Origin of the sequence: Carboxydocella thermautotrophica (assembly GCA_003054495.1) — a bacterium.
In the GTDB taxonomy this organism is placed as follows: Bacteria; Bacillota.
The window spans coordinates 1,581,380-1,603,674 of the sequence record CP028514.1 but is presented as its reverse complement, the minus strand read 5'-3'; the positions used below and the strand labels follow the sequence as shown (position 1 = coordinate 1,603,674).

21 protein-coding genes, 3 tRNA genes and 1 riboswitch are annotated in these 22,295 nt (G+C 45.9%); of the genes, 21 read left to right on the top strand and 3 right to left on the bottom strand.

Annotation, left to right across the window (positions count from 1 at the left end; genetic code table 11):
• Positions 1-7: 7 nt before the first annotated feature.
• The 4 genes from CTH_RS08150 (at position 8) to CTH_RS08135 (ending at position 3,594) form a co-directional block, all read left to right on the top strand.
• On the top strand, positions 8-1,231 hold the full coding sequence (locus tag CTH_RS08150) for an NAD(P)/FAD-dependent oxidoreductase (RefSeq protein WP_107753508.1): 1,224 nt from the start codon (positions 8-10) through the stop codon (positions 1,229-1,231).
• Positions 1,232-1,260: 29 nt separating this feature from the next.
• On the top strand, positions 1,261-1,878 hold the full coding sequence (locus CTH_RS08145; RefSeq protein ID WP_079907418.1) for a hypothetical protein: 618 nt from the start codon (positions 1,261-1,263) through the stop codon (positions 1,876-1,878).
• A 24-nt stretch (positions 1,879-1,902) separates the two neighbouring features.
• On the top strand, positions 1,903-2,250 hold the full coding sequence (locus CTH_RS08140) for an ASCH domain-containing protein (RefSeq protein WP_078666163.1): 348 nt from the start codon (positions 1,903-1,905) through the stop codon (positions 2,248-2,250).
• Between the two features lie 117 nt (positions 2,251-2,367).
• On the top strand, positions 2,368-3,594 hold the full coding sequence (locus tag CTH_RS08135) for an MFS transporter (RefSeq protein WP_107753506.1): 1,227 nt from the start codon (positions 2,368-2,370) through the stop codon (positions 3,592-3,594).
• A gap of 38 nt (positions 3,595-3,632) precedes the next feature.
• On the opposite strand, the gene CTH_RS08130 is transcribed toward CTH_RS08135, so the two are convergent.
• The 3 genes from CTH_RS08130 to CTH_RS08120 form a co-directional block, all read right to left on the bottom strand.
• Positions 3,633-3,719 (bottom strand) — tRNA-Leu (locus CTH_RS08130).
• A 6-nt stretch (positions 3,720-3,725) separates the two neighbouring features.
• Positions 3,726-3,800, bottom strand: a tRNA-Cys gene (locus CTH_RS08125).
• A 13-nt stretch (positions 3,801-3,813) separates the two neighbouring features.
• Positions 3,814-3,888, bottom strand: a tRNA-Gly gene (locus CTH_RS08120).
• 107 nt (positions 3,889-3,995) lie between these two features.
• On the opposite strand from CTH_RS08120, the gene CTH_RS08115 reads away from it, so the two are divergent.
• The 17 genes from CTH_RS08115 (at position 3,996) to fliJ (ending at position 22,286) form a co-directional block, all read left to right on the top strand.
• Positions 3,996-5,891, top strand: coding sequence for a PrkA family serine protein kinase (locus tag CTH_RS08115; protein WP_078666165.1), 1,896 nt, complete (start codon positions 3,996-3,998; stop codon positions 5,889-5,891).
• Positions 5,892-5,905: 14 nt separating this feature from the next.
• Positions 5,906-7,063, top strand: a complete 1,158-nt coding sequence (gene yhbH, locus CTH_RS08110) for a sporulation protein YhbH (RefSeq protein WP_107753504.1) — start codon at positions 5,906-5,908, stop codon at positions 7,061-7,063.
• A 2-nt stretch (positions 7,064-7,065) separates the two neighbouring features.
• Entirely contained in the window at positions 7,066-8,415 is a 1,350-nt protein-coding gene (locus CTH_RS08105; protein WP_078666167.1) for a SpoVR family protein, read from the top strand.
• 83 nt (positions 8,416-8,498) lie between these two features.
• Positions 8,499-9,461: a DNA-processing protein DprA gene (gene dprA, locus CTH_RS08100; RefSeq protein WP_159071886.1), complete on the top strand. Its 963-nt coding sequence runs from the start codon at positions 8,499-8,501 to the stop codon at positions 9,459-9,461.
• A gap of 10 nt (positions 9,462-9,471) precedes the next feature.
• Positions 9,472-11,529 carry a type I DNA topoisomerase gene (topA, locus tag CTH_RS08095; RefSeq protein ID WP_078666169.1) on the top strand — a complete coding sequence of 686 codons (2,058 nt, stop codon included), beginning with the start codon at positions 9,472-9,474 and terminating at the stop codon, positions 11,527-11,529.
• A gap of 11 nt (positions 11,530-11,540) precedes the next feature.
• On the top strand, positions 11,541-12,851 hold the full coding sequence (gene trmFO, locus CTH_RS08090; RefSeq protein WP_078666170.1) for an FADH(2)-oxidizing methylenetetrahydrofolate--tRNA-(uracil(54)-C(5))-methyltransferase TrmFO: 1,311 nt from the start codon (positions 11,541-11,543) through the stop codon (positions 12,849-12,851).
• 5 nt (positions 12,852-12,856) lie between these two features.
• On the top strand, positions 12,857-13,393 hold the full coding sequence (gene hslV, locus CTH_RS08085) for an ATP-dependent protease subunit HslV (RefSeq protein WP_278308210.1): 537 nt from the start codon (positions 12,857-12,859) through the stop codon (positions 13,391-13,393).
• Positions 13,394-13,397: 4 nt separating this feature from the next.
• Entirely contained in the window at positions 13,398-14,780 is a 1,383-nt protein-coding gene (gene hslU / locus CTH_RS08080; protein WP_078666172.1) for an ATP-dependent protease ATPase subunit HslU, read from the top strand.
• 36 nt (positions 14,781-14,816) lie between these two features.
• The gene (codY, locus tag CTH_RS08075) at positions 14,817-15,599 is read left to right on the top strand and encodes a GTP-sensing pleiotropic transcriptional regulator CodY (protein WP_079907458.1); all 783 of its coding nucleotides are present in this window, start codon (positions 14,817-14,819) and stop codon (positions 15,597-15,599) included.
• A gap of 220 nt (positions 15,600-15,819) precedes the next feature.
• A riboswitch (cyclic di-GMP riboswitch) is annotated at positions 15,820-15,905 on the top strand.
• Positions 15,906-15,957: 52 nt separating this feature from the next.
• Entirely contained in the window at positions 15,958-16,383 is a 426-nt protein-coding gene (gene flgB / locus CTH_RS08070; RefSeq protein ID WP_107753502.1) for a flagellar basal body rod protein FlgB, read from the top strand.
• 3 nt (positions 16,384-16,386) lie between these two features.
• On the top strand, positions 16,387-16,839 hold the full coding sequence (flgC, locus tag CTH_RS08065) for a flagellar basal body rod protein FlgC (RefSeq protein ID WP_078665300.1): 453 nt from the start codon (positions 16,387-16,389) through the stop codon (positions 16,837-16,839).
• Between the two features lie 22 nt (positions 16,840-16,861).
• Complete coding sequence (fliE, locus tag CTH_RS08060) at positions 16,862-17,164, top strand: flagellar hook-basal body complex protein FliE (protein ID WP_078665299.1); 303 nt, start codon at positions 16,862-16,864, stop codon at positions 17,162-17,164.
• A 28-nt stretch (positions 17,165-17,192) separates the two neighbouring features.
• Positions 17,193-18,731 carry a flagellar basal-body MS-ring/collar protein FliF gene (fliF, locus tag CTH_RS08055; protein WP_107753501.1) on the top strand — a complete coding sequence of 513 codons (1,539 nt, stop codon included), beginning with the start codon at positions 17,193-17,195 and terminating at the stop codon, positions 18,729-18,731.
• 11 nt (positions 18,732-18,742) lie between these two features.
• Positions 18,743-19,747 (top strand): flagellar motor switch protein FliG, encoded by a 1,005-nt coding sequence (gene fliG, locus CTH_RS08050; RefSeq protein ID WP_078665297.1) that lies wholly within the window; start codon positions 18,743-18,745, stop codon positions 19,745-19,747.
• Positions 19,740-20,552, top strand: a complete 813-nt coding sequence (locus CTH_RS08045) for a FliH/SctL family protein (RefSeq protein WP_159071885.1) — start codon at positions 19,740-19,742, stop codon at positions 20,550-20,552. The genes fliG and CTH_RS08045 overlap by 8 nt, the downstream gene beginning before the upstream one ends.
• Positions 20,509-21,840 carry a flagellar protein export ATPase FliI gene (fliI, locus tag CTH_RS08040; protein ID WP_078665295.1) on the top strand — a complete coding sequence of 444 codons (1,332 nt, stop codon included), beginning with the start codon at positions 20,509-20,511 and terminating at the stop codon, positions 21,838-21,840. Before CTH_RS08045 ends, fliI begins: the two co-directional genes overlap by 44 nt.
• Complete coding sequence (gene fliJ / locus CTH_RS08035) at positions 21,837-22,286, top strand: flagellar export protein FliJ (protein ID WP_078665294.1); 450 nt, start codon at positions 21,837-21,839, stop codon at positions 22,284-22,286. Before fliI ends, fliJ begins: the two co-directional genes overlap by 4 nt.
• Positions 22,287-22,295 lie beyond the last annotated feature (9 nt).

The window sequence follows — 22,295 nt, the reverse complement described above, 5'->3', positions numbered from 1 at the left end:
AGTGACAATGGCCTGTTTACAGCGAGAGATCGTTATTATCGGCAACAGCATTGCCGGGATTACTGCTGCCCAGGAATTGAGGAGGCTTGTTCCCTGGCGGAAAATCACTATCTTGACTGCTGAGACAGAGGGCGGATTTTATAGTAAACCGCTATTAACCTACTTTCTGGCTCAGAAAATCCAGTCTGAACAAATCTATATTAAAACGGCTGCGGCCATAAAGGAACAGGGGATTGAACAAATTACCGATTATAAAGTACAGGCTATTGATGTTAACCGGCGACTGATAGTTGATAAACAAGGAAAGGAAATCCAGTATCAAAAGCTATTGATTGCCAGTGGGGCTGACCCTGTGGCTATTGACTTGCCTGGCGTCGAACTCAAAGGTGTTACCCCATTACGTACATTGGAACATCTACAAATCATCAAAGCTAGATTACAGCAAACCCAGAAATGCGCTATCATTGGCGGGGGATTGGTGGGCCTAAAAACTGCCTGGGCTTTGCGGGAACTGGACAAACAGGTAAGCATGATTATTTCCTCCAGTTATCCTTTTTCCCAGGGCCTGGATAAAAGAGCAGGTGAAATCCTGGCAGCTCATTTGATTGAACACGGGATAGAGCTAATTTTCGGGGACAACCCGGTTGCCTTCACTGGCAGTCCAGAACAGGGCCTAACCGCTCTGCAGACGGCCAGGGGCAGAACATTGCCAGCAGGACTTGCGGTTATCGGTAAGGGAGTTAACCCCAATAGCGATTTCCTTGGCCGGGAAAAAGGCATACCGGTTAACCAATTTCAGGAAACAGAGTACGAAAATATCTATGCTGCCGGGGATGTGACCCTGGCCAAAGAAAAAGTTACCGGGAAACTGCGTAACCTGGCCCTTTGGCCGGTAGCAGCCAGACAGGGTTTAATTGCTGCCAGAAATATGGCCGGGCATAAAACAGCCTGGGATGATTATCAACCGGGCAATTCTGCTCATTTTGGCAGTTTGCGGCTGATTACCGGCGGACTTTCACCTTTGACTCCAGCTGAGGCTGAGGGGGAGGTTATAAAAGATAGGGGGAAAGAATACCAGAAGCTTGTTTTCCTTGAAGGAACCCTGGCCGGATTTATTTTGCTTGGAGCATCGGCCCGGATTGCCGGACCTCTTTCCTGGGGTCTAGGGAGTTGGAAAAAAGCGCAAGCACTGGACTGGTTCAGCAGGAAAAAAGCTGTTTTTGTCGAATAAAAAACAAAAAACAATTTGGAGCTGAGATTATGCAAATTCGCTCAAGGATTTTGGCCGGAATGATGTTGTTCCTGCTTCTAAGTGGTTGCGCTAAAGGTGGTACTATTTCCGGAAATGATCAGAACTGGTTAGCAGCTGATGCCAGAGAGGGATTGCGGGCTGCCTGGGAGAGGGATTATCGCCTCTTGAGCATTGTAACTGGCAATATCAACCGGTTACGCAGTTCTGACCAGCCCGCCTGGATTCTCGGAAAAGCTACGGGAGCACTGGAAGCTTTTATTTATACTGAGGAACAGGAATATCAACGTTTGGATGAAAACCGTAATATTAGCGTGGAGATAAAAAAAGAGCTGGTTACTCCCGGGCTTTTAACCCAGTTGTTGCAAACCAGAGCGGTACTAACCCACATTAAACAGGATATATTTGATCCCTGGAGCCAGAGCCTTCTGACCAATCAAGCCTTAACGGTAGAACAGGAAAAAGCAATTGAGCAGACAAAAGAATTATTGCAAAAACTTACTGATATATATGAAAAACTGGCAGATGAATGGGAAAAAATGAATGGTAACCAGAGACAGGAATTAGTACAGGAGTTAGGGCAGGTACAGGAGCAACTGCAAAAATTGAGTTATCCCCGCAAGGGTTAAGATTGGCAGAGGGAGGCGATAGTGGTGCGGGCGTTGAATTTCTATTCTTCCAATTACCATGGTCATCTGTTATGTCGCAAGAAGAATTGTACCATCAGACTGGGAGACAAGAGAGAGAAATATAGTGAAGGTGATATCGTTTGGATTACTGCCGGTAATCGCTTTGAACCCCGCAAAAAAGTTTTTACTGCTGTCCTGGACAGAGTAATTGTCAAAAAACTTTCAGAGTTAAATGAAGATGATTTAAAAGGAGAAAGTCCGGATATTCGTTCTCTGGATGATGTAATCAAGTATCTTTCTGAGATTTACAAACGTCCAGTAGAAAAGGATGAAACTGTTACAGTCATCTATTTTTCCGAAATTCTCGAGTAAGAGATAATTCCTCCGTGAAAAGGAGGAATTTTTTTCTTTGACATTTTATTCCTTCTATTATATAATAAATAATGGTTTTGTAAATCGTAATGTAATAACCGGGGAGATGCAGATTTTATGAATTTTACTGCTTTTTTATCTGAAAATCGTAATTTTCGGTTTTTATGGTTAAGTCAGCTGATATCAGCGCTGGGGGACTGGATTAGCTATGTCGCTTTAACTCTTTTTGTAATTGACAGGTATTCCAATTCCGTACAAGCCCTTGCCTGGATTACCCTTAGCAAGACCCTGGCCATTCTGTTTTTTGGGCCGCTTGGTGGGGCAATGGCTGATCAACACAACCGGAAAAAATTGATGGTCATTGCGGATTTATCCCGGTTTTTCCTTACTCTTTTGTTGCTTTTTTCCCCTCCCCTCTGGGCCTTAACATTGATAGTTTTTGCCTTAAATATTTTATCGTGCCTGTTTACCCCGGCCTATTATGCTATTATCCCTGAACTGGTTGAGGAAAAAAATCTGCTGGCTGCTAATAGCATTAATGGTGTTACGGCAAACAGTGTCTGGCTGCTGGGGACTTTAATTGGTGGTGTCATGGTTGCTGCTATCGGCTACCGATGGGCCTTTTTATTTGATGCTTTGAGTTTTCTTTTATCAGCACTTTTTCTGGCTTTCATTAACTATCGTTCGCAGAAAACGGCTCATTTTTCTTTGCTTATGCCTTTTCAGCAAACCTATCAGGGCCTGCGGGAAATAAAAAAATCACCACCGCACTTAATCATGTTTGCAGTGGTGTTTGGCTTTTTCCTGGCCGGTGGTTTTTATAATTTTGTCCAGCCCTTGATAATTCGCAAGGAACTGGGACTGGCTGAAGTTTACTACAGTTACGCTCTTGCCCTCACTGGCGGACTGATGATTTTAACCTCTTTTTTACTGGGGAAATATGGTCAGAGAGTTCCTAGACCATTACTGGTACAAATTAGTGTCCTGCTGGGCGGGATAGCATTTATACTGCTGGGCTGGCAGATCAACTGGGCAACTGTAGTGATTGTAGCTGCTCTGGTCGGAATATCCAATTCCTTTGGCGGTCTGGGCATGCGAACATTTATGCAGGAAATAACACCTAATGAGCTCAGGGGCAAAGTTTTTGGTTTGATCGAACCAATTATCAATAGCGCCATGGCAATTGCTGCGTTTGGTGGCATGGTAGTATTGAAGGGACTGGGCTATAACTGGCCGCTAAAATTAAGCGGGATCTTCCTGATTTTAGTCTTGTTTTTGGCGATCGCATTAAATAGATATAATAATTTACAATCTGATTTAAGTCAGCAAAATATCTCTGCATAAAAGAGAAACCCCTGCTTTTGCAGGGGTTTTTGACTTATTGGTGCCGAAGGCGAGACTCGAACTCGCACGTGGGTAACCACGCCAGATTTTGAGTCTGGTGCGTCTGCCAGTTCCGCCACTTCGGCAGGATTTGGAGGCGGCGGTCGGAATCGAACCGACGCATATCGGTTTTGCAGACCGCTGCGTTACCACTTCGCCACGCCGCCATATTTAAGAAAATGGAGCGGAAGACGGGATTCGAACCCGCGACCCTCGCCTTGGCAAGGCGATGCTCTACCACTGAGCCACTTCCGCCTGCGAAAGATAGTATAAACTATCAGTAAAAAGAAGTCAAGTAGATTTAGAATTCTACATATATATGTAACACCCAGGGGGTTTTGGGAGGAAAGGAGGCGACCTCAATGGATTTTTTACAAAAACTGGAATTATATCGACAGCAGCAGGAAGCTTTGGCCTGGGAAGGCACCTTCAAAGACTATTTGCAGCTAGTCAAAGCAAGACCTTATATTGCTCAGCTTTCCCATGCCAGAATCTATAACATGATTAAAGATGCTGGCATTGAAGAGGAAAATGGGGTAAAAAAATACAAGTTTTTTGCCGAAGAAATTTTTGGTTTGGAAAAAACCCTGGAGAAGCTGGTAGAGGAATATTTTCACTCAGCAGCGCGACGCTTGGATGTGCGTAAGCGCATTTTGCTTTTAATGGGGCCTGTCTCAGGGGGAAAATCAACGATTGTAACCATGCTCAAAAAAGGCCTGGAAAAATATTCGCGCACTGATAGAGGGGCGTTATACGGGATAAAAGGTTGCCCCATGCATGAAGAGCCATTACACCTGATTCCGGAAGAACTGCGCCCGGACTTTGAGCGGGAATATGGGGTTTATATCGAAGGTAACCTCTGTCCTGTTTGCCGTTTGCGTTTACAAACGGAATTCAACGGACAGATCGAATTGATGCCGGTAGAAAGGGTAATTTTTTCCGAGGAAAACCGGATTGGCATAGGTACTTTCACACCTTCTGACCCCAAATCCCAGGATATTGCTGACCTAACAGGCTCCATTGACTTTTCTACGATTACTGAATATGGTTCTGAGTCTGATCCCCGGGCTTATCGCTTTGATGGTGAGCTGAACATTGCCAACAGAGGGATCATGGAATTCCAGGAAATGTTAAAATGTGACGAAAAATTCCTCTGGAACCTGTTGAGCCTATCACAGGAAGGAAATTTCAAGGCCGGCCGCTTTGCTTTAATTTCGGCAGATGAAGTTGTAGTAGCTCACACAAACGAAGCTGAGTATAAAGCTTTTATCAGCAATAAGAAAAATGAGGCTCTGCAGTCCCGGATTATTGTCATCAGGGTACCTTATAATCTGAAAGTTTCAGAAGAGGTCAAGATCTACGAAAAATTAATTCGCAACAGTGATATGAAACATATTCACATTGCTCCCCATGCTTTACGGGCAGCTTCTATTTTCTCTGTGCTCAGCCGCCTGAAAGAATCCAAGAAACAGGGAATGGACCTGGTCAAGAAAATGAAGCTTTATGATGGAGAAGATGTAGAGGGATTCAAGCAAAAAGATGTAACTGAACTGCTGAATGAGAATCCTGATGAAGGGATGAGCGGGGTTGATCCGCGTTATGTAATTAACCGAATTTCCAGTGCGCTGGTGACCAAGGATACAACCTGTATCAATGCTCTTGATGTACTGCGGGCTCTTAAAGATGGACTGGATCAGCATCCATCCATTACCAAGGAGGAAAAAGAGCGGTTGATCAATTTCATTGCCATTGCCCGGCGGGAATTTGATGAGATCGCTAAAAAAGAAGTGCAAAAGGCTTTTGTCTATTCCTATGAAGAGAGTGCCAGAACCCTGTTCCAGAACTATCTTGATAATGTAGAGGCCTATTGCAATGGAGTAAAATTAAAAGATCCTATTACTGAAGAAGAACTAGATCCAGATGAGAAATTGATGCGTTCCATTGAAGAACAGATCGGGGTTTCGGAAAATGCCAAGAAAAGTTTTCGGGAGGAAATCCTGATTCGCCTTTCCAGTTATGCCCGGCGGGGAAAAACTTTTGATTACAACAGTCATGAACGCCTTAAAGAGGCTATTGAGAAAAAACTCTTTGCCGACTTGAAAGATGTAGTTAAAATTACAACCTCTACCCGTACTCCCGATGCGGAACAGCTAAAGCGTATTAACCAGGTATCCAAGCGCCTCATTGATGAACACGGGTATTGCCCGGTCTGTGCCAATGAATTGCTAAAATATGTAGGAAGCTTACTTAACCGGTAACGGGAGGGGGTAATATGACATCGATTATCTCCCGGGACGATTGGTCACTGCATCGCAAAGGGTTCCTTGATCAACAAAGACATCAGGAGAAGGTAAAGGAAGCTATAAAAAACAATCTGGCAGATATTGTTAGTGAAGAAAGCATCATTATGTCTGATGGTAAAAAGATAATTAAAGTTCCCATTCGCTCCCTGGATGAATATCGTTTCCGCTATAATTTTAACAAGCAAAAGCATGTGGGCCAGGGTAAAGGAGACAGTAAAGTCGGTGATGTTTTGGGGTCAGATGTGAAAGCCGGCAAAGGACCGGGTAAAGGCCCGGGCGCCGGCGATCAGCCTGGGTTTGATTATTATGAAGCAGAAGTAACGGTAGATGAGCTGGCAGCATTGATTTTCGAAGATCTGGGACTACCCAATCTGGAACAAAAAACGGCACCAGAGCTGGAGAATGTGAAATATCACTTCAATGATGTCCGCAAAGTGGGTATTACGGGCAACCTGGATAAGAAAAGAACACTTCTGGAGAATTTGAAACGCAATGCATTAAAGGGAATTAAAGGAATTGGCAAAATCAGCAAAGATGACTTGCGATTTAAAACCTGGGTGGAAAAATTTGAGTATCACGCCAATGCAGTAGTCTTGGCTATGATGGATACTTCCGGGTCAATGGGGCCCTTTGAAAAATACATTGCTCGCAGTTTCTTTTTCTGGATGGTGAAGTTTTTGCGTACAAAATATAAAGCGGTAAATATAGTGTTTTTAGCCCACCACACTGAGGCTAAAGAGGTTACAGAAGACGAATTTTTTACTAAAGGCGAATCAGGGGGTACGCGCTGTTCCTCGGTGTATAAACTGGCCCTGGATATTATTGAAAAACGCTATAGTCCCCAGGATTATAATATTTATGCCTTTCATTTTTCGGATGGCGATAATCTGGCTTCAGACAATGAATTGTGTGTCAAGTTGTTACATCAGCTGGCAGAACAATGTAATATGGTTGGCTATGGAGAAATTGTCGGGCCCTATTACCGGCATAGCACTCTATATTCTGTTTTTAAGCGGATTAACCATCCTCGTTTTGTAGCTGTAACCATAAAAGATAAAACTGGTGTCTATCCAGCCCTGAAAGCTTTTTTTGGACCCCAGGCTGATATGGCACAAAAGGGGGGGTAACGGTGGCAGATAAACAGGAAATCAAAGCTCTGCAAAAAGCTATTAGCGAAATCGAAGCCATCGCCCTGGATTTTGGTCTGGATTTTTTTGATATGCGTTTTGAAATTTGTCCTGCCGATATTATCTATACTTTTGGAGCATATGGGATGCCTACCCGCTTTTCCCACTGGAGTTTTGGCAAGGCATTTCACAAGATGAAAACTTCCTACGATTACAACTTGAGCAGAATTTATGAACTGGTAATCAATTCTAACCCCTGCTATGCTTTTTTGTTAGAGGGAAACAGTTTAGTGCAAAATAAAATGGTAATAGCCCATGTCTATGCCCATTGCGATTTTTTTAAAAATAACCGCTGGTTTGCCAGAACAGATCGCCAAATGGTGGACATTATGGCTGTGCATGCTCTGCGGATTGCCGACTATGAATTTCATTATGGTTTTCGGGAAGTGGAGAAATTTCTTGATGCTGTTCTCTCTATTCAGGAGCATATTAATCCACACCAGATTAAGGAGAAAGACGGCAGGCCTGTCAAAGAAAAAAAGCCAGAGCCTGCTGGGTCCTATGCTGATCTCTGGCAACTGGATAGCAGAGAAATACAGGACCAAGAAGAGGAGGAGGAAAACAATAAGAAGCTGCCGGAAAAAGATTTGCTGAAATTCATTATGGAAAACTCATTGGATTTAACGGACTGGCAACGGGATATAATTGCTATGATTCGCAGTGAAATGTACTATTTCTGGCCCCAGTTGGAAACTAAAATCATGAATGAAGGCTGGGCTACTTTCTGGCACGTCCGGATTATGCGGGAATTGGCTCTAACCGAAGATGAGGCTATTGAATTTGCTAAACTCCATGCTGGCATCAGCCAGCCTAATCCCTATCATATCAATCCCTACCTGGTAGGCTGGCGCATCTGGGAACATCTGGATAAAAAATACGGCCGGGATGAGCTGTTTCTGATCAGGGAAGTGGATCATGATCAGTCATTTTTGCGAAATTATTTAAATGAAGAGCTGGTGGAGGAACTGGACCTTTATCTTTATCAAAAGGTGGGGCAAAACTGGCAGATAACAGAGAAAAAATGGGAACAAATCAGGGATAATCTGGTCTTTAGCTTGAATAATTGTGGATTTCCTTATATAGAAGTGGTAGATGGGGATTATAACAAACGGCATGAGCTGTATCTCTTACACAGGTATGAAGGAATTGAGCTGGATACAAAATATCTGGAAAAAACCTTGCATTATGTCAGTTTCCTCTGGGGTCGACCGGTACATCTGGAGACAGTTATCGACAATAAACGCGTTCTTTTTACCAGCGATGGTTTCAGAAGCAGCAAGCGATTATTGTGATTGCTTGACTTTTCAAACTATCTTATTTATAGTGGAAGCAGTGAAGTTGCAGGAATTCTATGGTAATGAGGAGTCAAAAAGAGATGGATAGGCGTCAATTGAAGCTGGCCCTGGTCTACCAGCTGGGACCAGCCAAAGCCATCAATTACTACTATGCTCAGGGACAAAAAATCAGCTTCCGGTTGGAGTGTGACCCTTCTACCCTGATGGAAGAACTACAACTGCAGGGGATCTGGTGGGTAACTGATGAAGATGAGGAATATCCTGCGGCTTTGCGGGAATTGCATCAGCCGCCCCTTCTTCTTTTTGGCCAGGGGGACAAGCAAGTTTTAAAGAAACCCATGATTTCCGTGATCGGCAGCAGAAAAGGTACCGAATACGGGCGACAGGTGGCAGTGCAGGTTAGTAATCAGCTGGCCGCCCGTGGCTATGTAGTGGTTTCAGGGCTGGCCTATGGCATAGACAGCTTTGCTCACCAGGGAGCTCTGCGTTCTGGTCTGACCATTGCGGTCCTGGGCAATGGGCTGGGACGCATATATCCAGCTGCAAACCGGTCCCTGGCGGAGAAAATTATAAACAGGGGCTGTTTATTGTCCGAATTCTGGCCGGGAACAGAGCCTAAACCCTGGCATTTTCCCATGCGCAACCGCATTATTGCTGGTTTAGGTCAGAAGTTGATTGTGGTTGAGGCAGCAGAAAACAGCGGTACCTTGATTACTGTAGATTACGCCCTGGAACTGGGACGGGAAGTCTGGGCGGTCCCTGGACCCATTACCAGTATATATTCTAAAGGAACCAATAACCTGATAAAACAGGGAGCCATGCCGCTTTGTGACCTGGAGGATCTGGATTTACCGCCGGTAAAGGAAAATACTGCAGATTCAGAACTCCCGACCAGAATTTTATCCTTAATTAACCGGGGCTTTACCGATGCGGTAGCTTTGGCCCGTGAACTCAATCTGAATCTGGATATAGTCATGGCGGAATTAACCAGAATGGAACTGCGTGGACAGGTTATTCGTTTTGGCAACAATTTTTGGGCGTGAGGTGTTGATTGTGGCAAAAACCCTGGTGATCGTTGAATCTCCAGCTAAAGCAAAAACTATCAACAAGTTTTTGGGCAGAGGTTTTAAAGTAGCAGCTTCCATGGGACATGTACGCGATTTGCCGAAAAGTCAGCTGGGAATAGATGTGGAAAAGGATTTTGCTCCTAAATATATCGCCATCAGGGGTAAAGGGGATTTGATCAAATCCCTCAAAGCTGAGAGCAAAAAAGTAGATCAAGTTCTGCTGGCTACTGACCCGGACCGGGAAGGGGAAGCCATTGCCTGGCACCTGGCTAACTTGTTAGAACTACCTCCTGAAGCCAGGTGTAGAATTGAATTTAATGAAATTACCAAAGCAGCCATTCAAAAGGCTGTAAAACAACCACGCCAGCTGGACTGGCATCGCATTGATGCCCAGCAGGCCCGGCGCGTACTGGACCGTCTGGTGGGTTATTCCTTGAGTCCATTTCTCTGGAAGAAGATCAAAAAAGGGCTTTCAGCCGGACGGGTGCAATCTGTTGCGGTGCGGTTGATTTGTGATCGCGAGGAAGAGATTCGCGAGTTTGTTCAGGAAGAGTACTGGAGCCTGGAAGCCATTTTTACTGAACCAGGGCAGACTCATAAACTGGTAGGGAAGCTGGTACAAATCGGTGACCAGAAAGCGGAAATTAAAAATCGGGAAGAGATGGAAAAAATCCTGGCGGATCTGGCCAGTATCCAGCAGGTTCAGGTAACAGCAGTGAAGAAGAAAGCCAGGTTGCGTCAACCGCCTGCTCCCTTTACTACCAGTACACTGCAGCAGGAGGCCAGCAAAAGGCTGAATTTTTCCACCCGCAAGACTATGCAGCTGGCTCAGCAGCTGTATGAAGGGATTGAACTGGGAAAAGAGGGAGCTGTCGGTTTAGTCACATATATCCGAACCGATTCGGTCAGGATTGCAGAAGAGGCACAGCGAGAAGCGGCGGATTATATCAAAACCGAATTTGGCAATGCTTACCTACCGGAAAAGCCGCGACAATTCGCCAGCAAAGGTAAAATTCAGAATGCCCATGAAGCTATTCGGCCTACTTCGATGAGCAGATCGCCGGAAAATATCAAGCAGTTTTTGACCAGAGATCAGTACCGGCTATATAAGCTGATCTGGGATCGTTTTCTGGCCAGTCAGATGGCTCCAGCTCAGCTGGAAACAACCAGCATCGATGTAGACATATCACCATATTTGTTCCGTATTACCGGTACGGTGGTGATTTTCCCCGGATTTATGAAAATTTATCAGGATGAGGAGAAGGAAGAGGAAAAACAGATTCCCCCTGTATTTGAAGGGCAATGGCTGGAATTAAGAGAACTGAAACCGGAACAGCATTTTACCCAGCCACCACCCCGTTACACAGAAGCTTCTCTGGTTAAGACTTTGGAGGAACTAGGGATTGGACGTCCATCAACCTATGCTCCGACCATCGAAACCATTCAGAAACGGGGCTATGTTACCAGGGAACAAAAACATTTTTATCCTACCGAACTGGGACAAATGGTAGTGGAGTTATTAAAACAGTTTTTCCCGGATATTATTGATGTGGAATTTACTGCAAAAATGGAAGAGGATCTGGATAAAATTGAAGAAGGGGAAAAGCGCTGGGTAGATGTAGTCCGTAGTTTTTATGAGCCTTTTCGAGAAGAATTGCAGCAGGCGGAAATAAAAGCTGAAAAAATTGTGGTAGCGGATCCGGTGGTTGAGGAAAAATGCCCTAATTGTCAGGCTAATCTGGTGATCAAAACCGGGCGTTTTGGTAAATTTTTGGCCTGTCCTAATTTTCCGGAGTGCCGTTTTACCAAACCCTTGCTGGAGGAAACGGGGGTATTGTGTCCTCAGTGTGGTGGTATGCTGGTGAAAAGGCGGAGCAAAAAAGGAAGAACCTTTTTTGGCTGTGTTAATTATCCGGAATGTGATTTTACGGTTTGGAACGAACCGGTACCGGAGAAATGTCCCCAGTGCTCTGCGCTAATGGTGAGAAAAAGCAAGAAAATAGCAGAGTGTATTAAATGCAAAACTAAGGCCCAGGTATCTTAGGAGGAAAGAAAGTGGCTACGATACAGGTTATTGGAGCGGGATTAGCTGGTTGTGAAGCCGCCTGGCAGGCGGCGAATCTAGGTGTAAATGTGGTTTTAAAGGAAATGCGGCCGTCTAAAATGACACCGGCCCATCATACCGGTTATTTTGCTGAGCTGGTTTGTAGTAACTCTCTGAGAGGCAATGCTCTGGAAAATGCTGTGGGTTTGCTTAAAGAAGAGATGCGCCGGCAGAACTCTCTCATAATGCAGGCGGCGGAAAAATATCAGGTGCCGGCTGGTGGGGCCCTGGCGGTCGATCGGGAGGGCTTTTCCCGTTACATAACGGAAACCATTCATAAACACCCCCGGATCACTGTTATTCAGGAAGAAGTAACCGCAATTCCGGAGGAAGGGATTGTGATTCTGGCTTCGGGGCCGCTGACTTCTGCTGCCCTGGCAGAGGCTATTCTGAAGTTTACCGGGGAAGATTATTTGTATTTTTTTGATGCCGCAGCCCCCATCGTAACCAGGGAATCCCTGGATTTCAGCAAGGTGTTTGCTGCTTCCCGTTATGGCAAGGGGCAGGGGGATGAATATTTGAACTGCCCACTGGACGAACAACAATATCTGAGATTCTGGCGTGAGCTGGTAGAAGCAGAGAAAGCACCGGTAAAGGATTTTGAAAAACAGATTTTTTTTGAAGGCTGTATGCCGGTAGAAGTGCTGGCAGCCCGGGGGGAAAAGACATTGCTCTTTGGGCCCATGAAGCCTGTAGGACTTATTGATCCCCGTACCGGTAAACAGCCTTATGCAGTGGTACAGTTGCGTCAGGATAATGCCGAAGGGACCCTCTATAACCTGGTGGGTTTCCAGACTCACTTGAAATGGGGGGAACAGGAAAGGGTTTTCCGCTTGATTCCCGGGCTGGAAAAGGCGGAATTTGTCCGTTATGGTGTAATGCATAGGAATACTTACATAAATTCCCCCAGAATTTTATTACCTACTCTGCAAACCAGGAAAAGGACGACTTTGTTTTTTGCCGGGCAGATTACCGGGGTCGAGGGATATGTAGAATCAGCGGCAGCGGGCTTAATTGCCGGTACCAATGCGGCCCGTTTGGCCATAGGACAAGAACCGCTGGTCTGGCCCCGGACCACTGCCCATGGGGCATTGATTCATTATATTACCAGTGCCCGGCCGGATAATTTTCAACCGATGAACGTAACCTATGGCCTTTTTCCGGCCCTTGCAACCAGGATAAAGAACAAGAAAGAAAGAAATCTGGAACTGGCCAAACGGGCCCTTGCGGATTTGGAACAGTTCCGCTACCGATGGGGGTGATTGGTTTGTTAAAGGGAACGACGATAGCCGCTGTCCGTAAGCAAGGGATTACTGCTATGGCCGGTGACGGGCAGGTAACTTTCGGCAATGCCATGATTATGAAACACCAGGCCTGCAAAGTGCGGGAACTTTATGGTGGTAAAGTGCTGGCCGGTTTCGCCGGTTCGGTAGCTGATGCCTTTACCCTTTTTGAAAAGTTTGAGAGCAAACTGGAGGAATTTAGGGGAAATTTAACCAGAGCTGCTGTCGAGCTGGCCAAAGAATGGCGACGAGACAAAATCCTGATGAAACTGGAAGCCATGATGATTGTGGCTGATTTGCAACAAATACTGATAATCTCCGGGAACGGTGAAGTGATTGAGCCTGATCAGCCATATATAGCTATTGGGTCAGGAGGCGCCTATGCAATGGCAGCCCTGAAGGGTTTGTATCATCATTCCGCACTGCCTGCAGATAGCATGGCAGAAGAGGCTTTAAAAATCGCTGCCTCTCTCTGTGTATATACCAATGAGCATATTACTGTGAAGCGGATAGGGGGGTAAGACCGTGCAGGAACTGACTCCTAAACAGATAGTACAGGAACTGGATAAATATATAGTAGGTCAGCATAAGGCTAAAAAAGCTGTGGCCATAGCACTGCGCAATCGGATCAGGCGGAAAAGGCTGCCCAGAGAACTTCAGGAAGAAGTGCTTCCTAAAAATATTATTATGATCGGTCCAACCGGAGTGGGTAAAACCGAAATAGCTCGTCGGATTGCCAAACTGGTGAATGCTCCTTTTGTTAAAGTGGAGGTTACGAAATTTACGGAAATCGGTTATGTTGGCCGGGATGTAGAGGCAATGGTAAGGGATCTGGTGGAAACGTCCATTCGTATGGTCAAAGAAGAAAAAATGCAGGAAGTGGAAGAACGCGCCTATGAACTGGCTGAGGAGCGGTTACTGGACATAATTGCCCCTCGAACTCAGCAAAATTTGAACCGCAAAAATCCTTTCGAATTGTTTTTTGGTAGCAATCAGGAAGAGCAGGAACCGGTACAGGTATCAGAACAAGATGAACTCCAGCGGGTTCATCAGCGCCAGTTACTAAAAGCAGGCAAGCTGGATAATATGCTGATTGAAATCGAAATCGAAGAAACTAACCGCCCGGTGGTGGAAGTTTTTTCGGGAAGCATTGAGGATATGGGTTTGAATATTCAGGATATGCTAAGCGGCTTCCTGCCCAGGAAGAAGCGAAAACGGAAAGTAACTGTAGCGGAAGCGAGAAGAATATTGATGCAGGAAGAGGCACAGAAACTCATTGATATGGATGAAGTGATTGCAGCAGCGATTGAGCGAGCAGAAGAAACAGGAATAATTTTTCTGGACGAAATTGACAAGATTGCAGCCAGGGAACAGACTGGTGGGCCAGATGTGTCGCGGGGTGGGGTTCAGCGGGATATATTGCCGATTGTGGAAGGTTCAACCGTCATGACCAAATATGGGGCCATCAAAACAGATCACATGCTCTTCATTGCTGCTGGTGCCTTTCATGTTGCGAAACCATCGGATTTGATTCCAGAACTGCAAGGAAGATTTCCAATCCGGGTTGAATTAGAACCATTGAGTGAACAGGATTTTTTACAAATTTTAATTGAGCCGCAGAACTCATTAATCAAGCAATATACAGCTTTGCTGGCTACAGAAGGCATAGAAGTTAAATTCTCTGAAAATGCCCTTGCTGAAATAGCGAAAATAGCTTATACTGTAAATGAAGAAACAGAGAATATCGGGGCACGAAGATTACACACTATTTTGGAAAAAGTTCTGGAAGATATTGCCTTTGCTGCTCCGGAAACTGAGGAAAAACATATTACTATTGATGCCGAATATGTCAGAAAAAAGCTGGCTGATGTGGTGCAAAATCGGGATTTGAGCCGATATATTTTATAAACACTATTCTTTGGAGGGACAGCAGGAATGGAAGAGATGGAAATACTTTTAGAGAAGACGAGGAAGATCAACCGACTTTTACAGAAGGCAGCGGGCAACCCTGTAGATTTTGAAGAAATGGCCAAAGTTTTGTGTGATTGTGTAGATGCTAATGTTTACATTGTGGGAAGAAGGGGAAAAGTACTGGGCCATGCGTTTATGAAAAAATTCGAATGTGACACCATGGTTCAGATCGTGGAACAGGCAGAGCGGTTTCCTGAGGCATACAATGAGGCTCTGCTTAAAGTTTCTGATACTTGTACTGATTTTCACCAGCGGGCCAACACCTGTGTTTTTGAAGGCGGGCATACCTGTATATTCAGTGGGAAGCGTACAACGGTAGTTCCCATACTGGGTGGCGGTGACCGCCTGGGCACTCTGGTCCTGGCTAAATTTAATACTGAATTCAGTAATGCCGATTTAATCCTGGCCGAATATGGTGCGACTGTTATTGGAATGGAAATCCTCAGATCTAAAGCAGAGCGAGTAGAAGAAGAAGCAAGGAAAAAAGCGGCTGTTCAAATCGCTCTGGCTACCCTGTCCTTCTCGGAACTGGAGGCAGTTGAGCATATTTTTGAGGAACTGGGCGGGGAAGAAGGATTGCTGGTGGCCAGCAAAATTGCTGACCGGGTAGGAATTACGCGTTCGGTAATTGTAAACGCTCTGCGAAAATTTGAAAGCGCAGGTGTGATTGAGTCCAAATCCCTGGGAATGAAAGGCACTTATATCCGGGTATTAAATGATCGGCTGCTGGAAGAACTAAAAAAGCTAAAACACTAATTTTTAGAAAATGATGAAAAACCACCTTATTGGTGGTTTTTTTTCTTGTCTTTCCAGCAACAAATACTATATTTTTTGGGGTAAAGCTTGATATTTTATTGATAAGAGAAAGGAATTTCGCCAGCTGCGGCGAATATATAATGCGTCATAAGATGACAAAAAACGAAGAAAAACGAAAATGGTTAAACAAAAAGCAATAATATGGGACTAAAGTCCTGTCCTTTGCTCAGGGCAACTTGGTCGAAAGGCCAAGACGCAAAGCCACGGGCCTGTAGCTCAGATGAGTATGGCAGCCGGGTTACCAAAGGGTTCTCTTGCCCTGGCCTCTGCCGGGTTTATTTTTTGGAGGGATAGCGAGATGATCGAGCGCATTCTCAATCTTTCGACAATCAATTTTTTAGAACGGGGTCTGGATGCAGCCAGCCTGCGGCATCAGGTTTTAAGCAATAACATTGCTAATGTGAGCACACCTGGTTTTAAACGCAGTGATGTGGTTTTTGAAGAGGTTCTGGCTGCAGCGTTAGGACAGGGAGAAAAGACTACCCTTGCAGGTGTCAGAACGGATGCTAAACATTTGCCCATTGGTTCTGTCCCAATTGTGGCTGTTCAACCTCAGCTTGTCCGGCAGGAGGATACTTCTCTCCGAAATGATGGTAACAATGTAGATATTGATGTGGAAATGGCTGAACTGGCGAAAAACACCATTTATTATGAAGCTTTATCCAGACAAATTGGAGCGGAAATTGCCAAGCTGAAATATGTGATCTCCGAAGGGAGGCGCTAATTAATGAGCTGGTTTGACAGTCTGGAAATCAGTGCTTCAGGATTGACGGCCCAGAGGTTGCGGCTAGATGTTATTTCCAACAATCTGGCTAATGTTAATACTACCAGAACGCAGAACGGAGGCCCTTATCGGCGGCAAATGGTAGTTTTTGCAGAGCGGGCCGATGAGCTTACCTTTGCCCAGGCTTTACAGAATGCTCTGGGGCAGCAAAAACCTGTTCCTGCGGGAAAGGGAGTTAGGGTAGTTCAGGTTGCAGAAGACCAGAGTCCTTTACCCAGAGTTTACAACCCCCAGCATCCGGATGCCGATAACCAGGGGTATGTGACAATGCCGAATGTGAATGTAGTGACGGAAATGGTAGACATGATTTCAGCTACGAGAGCTTATGAAGCCAATGTTACCGCCTTGAATGCTGCTAAGTCCATGGCGGTCAAGGCTCTGGATATTGGCCGTTAATTAGCGGAAAAGGGGTGAAAGAATGAAAATCGAAGCAATCCAAAGCAGCGGATTGGCTCAACCCCTGGGGTTGGATAAAACAAAAACTGTTACTAACAGTGAGGGTCCCAGTTTTAGTGAAATACTGGCTGCCAATTTGGCCAAAGTGGATGAGTTGCAAAAACAGAGCGATGCCGCCAGGATGCAACTCTTGACCGGTCAGGCCCCTGATTTGCACACCGTAATGATTATCGGGGAAAAAGCTAATCTGGCTTTGCAATTAACGGTACAAATACGCAATAAGGTAATTGAGGCTTATCAGGAAATCATGCGCATGCAGGTATAAAAGTTAAAGGTTAGTGAGGAAGGTGGATATGAAAGAGTTATATGCCAAAGTCAGGGAAAAACTGATGCAATTCTGGCAACAGGCCAACCAAACCCAGAAAATACTGGCCCTGGCGGCGGCAGTGACTGTTGTTGTAGCCATTGGGGCGATTTTGTATTTTTACCGGCAGCCTGATTATCAGCCCCTTTTTACTAACCTGGAAGCAGCCGACGCTGGTGCCATCACAGCCAAACTGGATGAGATGAAAGTGCCATATCAGGTTTCAGCGGATGGCAAGACCATCCTGGTACCCGCTGACCAGCAAGCTTCTATTCGCTTAAAACTGGCCAGTGATGGTGTACCTACTGGTGGCGTGGTGGGTTTTGAATTATTCGACCAGCCTAAATTCGGGGAGACAGATACCGATCGTCAGGCCAAATACCAGCGGGCATTGGAAGGAGAACTGACCCGCACTATCATGCGAATGAATGAGGTTGAGCAGGCGCGGGTTCATATTGTATTGCCGCAGAACAGTTTGTTTGCCCTGGAGAACGAACAGGAAGCTAGAGCGGCAGTAATGCTGAAACTGAAACCCTACCAGAAATTAAAAGAAGAGCAGGTAGTGGGCCTGATCCGTCTGGTAGCCAATAGTGTTAAAGGTTTAAAGCCGGAAAATGTAACAATTGTTGATTCCAATATGCAGAGTTTAAGTGATGATATTAATCTGGGCAGTGAAGAGAAAAATAGTTCGAAGCTAACAGCATCCCAGCTGGAATTAAAACAGCAGCTGGAAAAGGATATGGAAAAATCAGCCCAGTCTATGCTGGACCGGGTTTTTGGACAGGGTAAGGCAGTGGTTAGAGTGACTGCTGAACTGGACTTTGACCGGGTTGAAATCAACAAAGAGGACTGGGGAGATAAAGTAACGCGGTCAGAGCAGATTCAGGAAGAAAACCAGAAGGGCAGCAGTACTATTCCGCAGGGAGTTCCTGGAACGACCACAAATATCCCCGGTTATCAGCAAATAACTCAGCAGAATAACAGCAGTGAAAGCAATAAGAGCAATAAAATCCGCAACTATGAGATTGACCGTACTCAAGAACATCGTGTCGTAGCGCCTGGCTCAATTAAGCGCCTGTCAGTAGCAGTGATGGTGGATGGGCAAAGGGTAAAAGAGGATCAAGTAGGAGCAGTGCAGGATGTTGTTGCCAGTGCCCTGGGTGTTGATACTGCTCGTGGTGATATGATTAAAGTCACCGCCATTCCTTTCGATACATCTGATCAACAGGCTCTGGCAGCTGAGCTGACAAAAGCTGAAAAAATGGAACTTTACAAACAGATAGCAATCTGGGCGGGGATTGCGATAGTTCTAATCTGGCTTGCTTTCATGCTTAAGAAGGTGTTAACTCCTAAAGGCGGAATACAGCCTGAGCCGGTTTCGGTGGAACAGCTTCTGGCCGGCGTCAGCATTGAAAAGACCCAAGAAAAATCTGAACTGGAAAAAATTCAGGAAGAAATTGAGCAACTGGCCAAAAAAGAACCGGAAAATGTGGCCGGGTTGTTACGCACCTGGTTGGCCGAGGAATAGAGGTGATGTAGTTGGCCAAAGGTCTAACAGGAAAGCAGAAAGCAGCAATATTGCTAATAGCCCTTGGTCCTGAGCTCTCAGCTCAGGTGCTGAAAAAAATGAAGGAAGATGAAGTGGAGAAACTGACCTTTGAAATTGCCAATTTGCGCAAGGTCAGCCGGGAATATACGGAACAGGTGTTGCGTGAATTTCATCAGCTTTGTATAGCCAAAGAGTATATTAACCAGGGTGGTATCGACTATGCCCGGGAAATCCTGGAGCGAGCCCTGGGCACTCAAAAAGCCATTGACATTATCCAAAAACTGACCTTAAACCTTCAGGTTAGACCATTTGACTTTATTCGCAAATCTGATCCATCCCAGTTATTGAACTTCATTCAGGGTGAGCATCCTCAAACTATTGCGCTGGTGATGGCTTACTTAAATCCGGATCAGTCAGCTCAGCTCCTGTCGGCTATGCCGCCGGAAATTCAGGTGGATGTAGCGAGACGGATAGCGTTAATGGATCGTACGTCACCGGAGGTTATCAAGGAAATTGAAAAGGTTCTGGAGCGCAAGATGTCATCTGTTTTTGCCCAGGACTACACTACTGCCGGCGGATTACAGAGCATTGTAGATATATTGAACCGCGTGGATCGTTCTACCGAAAAGGTGATTATGGAAAGCCTGGAAATTCAGAATCCAGAACTGGCAGAAGAAATCAAAATGCGCATGTTTGTCTTCGAGGATATTGTGTTACTGGATGACCGGGCAATCCAGCAAGTTCTGCGGGAGGTTGACAGCAAGGATCTGGCTCTTGCCCTGAAAGGTGCCAGCGAAGAAGTTGGTAACAAAATTCGTCGCAATATGTCCAAGCGGGCAGCGGAGATGCTCAAAGAGGACATCGAGTTTATGGGCCCGGTCCGTCTGCGGGATGTCGAGGATGCGCAGCAGCGAATTGTTAACATTATCCGCAAGCTAGAAGAAGCTGGCGAAATCATCATAGCACGTGGGGGAGGAGATGAGATCATTGTCTAAAGTCATCAAATCTGCTCATGTGGCTAATCTGGCTCCTTTGCCGGTTCATCGGCTCAGAATTTTGCAGCTGAATGAAACCGGGGAAGAAACTGGACCTGAAATATTTAAACCAGATGCGGAAGAGCTGGAAAAGGTCCGGGAAAGCATCTTAAAAGAAACAGAAGAAATGGTGGCGGATTTAATCAACCAGGCTAAAGAACAGGCTCAGGTAATAATCGCTGAAGCCCATGATGAAGCGGAAGCCATTCTGGCCAATGCCCGTCAAGAAGGGGAAAACCTGCGCACCCAGGCTTTTCAACAGGGACTGCAGGAAGGACAAAAACAGGCATTAGCGCAATGGGAAGAAAAAATTTCTGCTTTAACAGCTATTATTAGGGCGGCTACGGAAAACAAAAGACGGGCTCTCAAGGAAGCTGAAGAATTGATGGTAGAACTAGTACTAGCCATTTCTGCCCGCATTTTGAAAGCGCTGCCGGAAATTAATCCAGACTATCTCCGCGGGCAGGTTGAAGCAGTAGTGGAAAAAGTGCTGGACAGTGAGCAAGGAATTTTGTATGTGGCCCCTCAGGCTGTAGAGCAAGTCAGTGGCTGGCTGGATGAGATAATCGCCAATCATCCTACCCTTCGCAAGCTAAGGATTCAACCGGATTCCAGTTTGTCGCCTGGTAGTGTGATTCTGGAAACTCAGTATGGCCGGGTGGAAGCGATTCTGGAAGAGCAAATGCAGCTGCTGGCTGAAAGCTTAAAAGGTGTGATGGAAGATGAGCTGGACAGCGAAGAAATGGCGCTATCTGGAGTCAATTGAAAACACCGAATTGATCCGGGTTAAGGGTAGGGTTACTCAGATAATTGGCCTTACTATTGAAGCCAATGGGCCCGGGGTGCAGCTGGGGGAGATATGTGCTATTAGCAGTAGAAATGGCGGTCCGAGGATTCTTGCCGAAGCGGTGGGGTTTAAGGAAAAGAAAGTATTACTGATGCCCCTGGCTGATACCAGCGGGATAGGACCGGGATGCGAGGTGCTGGCTCTGGGGCGCAATCTGGAAATTCCCGTTGGACCAGAGTTGCAGGGCCGCATCCTGGACGGTTTGGGCCAGCCTATCGATGGCAAAGGGGAAATAAAAGGCAGTATGGTTTATCCTGTTCATAATACACCCCCCAACCCCTTGACCAGGAGGCGCATTTCTGAACCCATCGCTGTTGGAGTGAAAGCCATAGATGGTCTTTTGACTCTGGGAAAGGGGCAGCGGATCGGTATCTTTGCTGGTAGCGGGGTGGGTAAATCCACCTTGCTGGGCATGATCGCCCGCAACACCAAGGCTGATATTAATGTTATCGCTCTGGTAGGGGAACGGGGAAGGGAAGTAAGGGAGTTCATTGAACGGGACCTGGGGGAGGAAGGGTTAAAACGGTCGGTGGTGGTGGTGGCCACTTCTGACCAACCGGCTATGGTTCGCCTGAAGGCTCCCATGGTGGCTACTGCTATAGCCGAATATTTTCGAGATCAGGGTTATGATGTAATGCTGATGATGGACTCTATTACCCGCTTTGCCATGGCACAACGGGAAATCGGATTGGCAGTAGGGGAACCGCCGGCAACCAGAGGATACACACCATCGGTTTTTGCTCTCTTACCTAAATTGCTGGAAAGAGCAGGTACCGGTGAAAAGGGTTCTATTACCGGTCTTTACACCGTTCTCGTTGATGGGGATGACCATAATGAGCCTATTGCTGATGCGGTAAGAGGTATTCTAGATGGCCATATAGTTTTATCGCGTCAGCTGGCAGCGCAGAATCATTATCCTGCCATTGATGTACTCAATAGTGTCAGCCGGGTAATGACAGAAATAGTCGGCAAAGAACAAAGACTGGCGGCGGCCAGATTCCGCAGTTTTCTGGCCACTTATCAGGAGGCCAGAGATTTAATTGAAATTGGTGCCTATGTAAATGGAACCAACCCGGTACTGGATTATGTCATCGCCAATCTAGAGGAGATTAAAGGATTTTTGCAACAGGATACCGAGGAAAACTGGGATTTTACTGAGACCTGGCAGCGCTTGCTGCAACTGACAGAGCGAGGAAGTAGGCCATGAGGAAGTTTAAGTTTCGTTTACAAGCCCTGTTAGATCTGGCTGTGAAACTGGAAGAACAGCAGTTAAACAAAACCAGGGTGGCAGAGCGGCAGCTGAGAAAAGAACAGGAAACGCTGGAATCCCTCATGGAGGATAAGCAAACTGCCCTTTATTCTCAACAGGAAAACATGTTAAAGGGCTGCTCAGTTCAGGAGCTTATTGAGATGCAGTTTTATCTGGATAAATTGGCTAGACAGATCTCAAGACAACAAACTCAGGTTGCAGAAGCTGAAAAAGCATATCAGGATGAAATGGCAATGCTGCAGGAGAAAATGCGCTATCGCAAAATGCTAGAAAACCTCCGGGCCAAAGCATGGGAGGAACATCGGCAAAAACAATTAAAAGAAGAGCAGATTATTTTAGATGAATTGGCCCTCGTCCGGTACTGGTACCAGGAACATAGCTAAAGGGGGCAA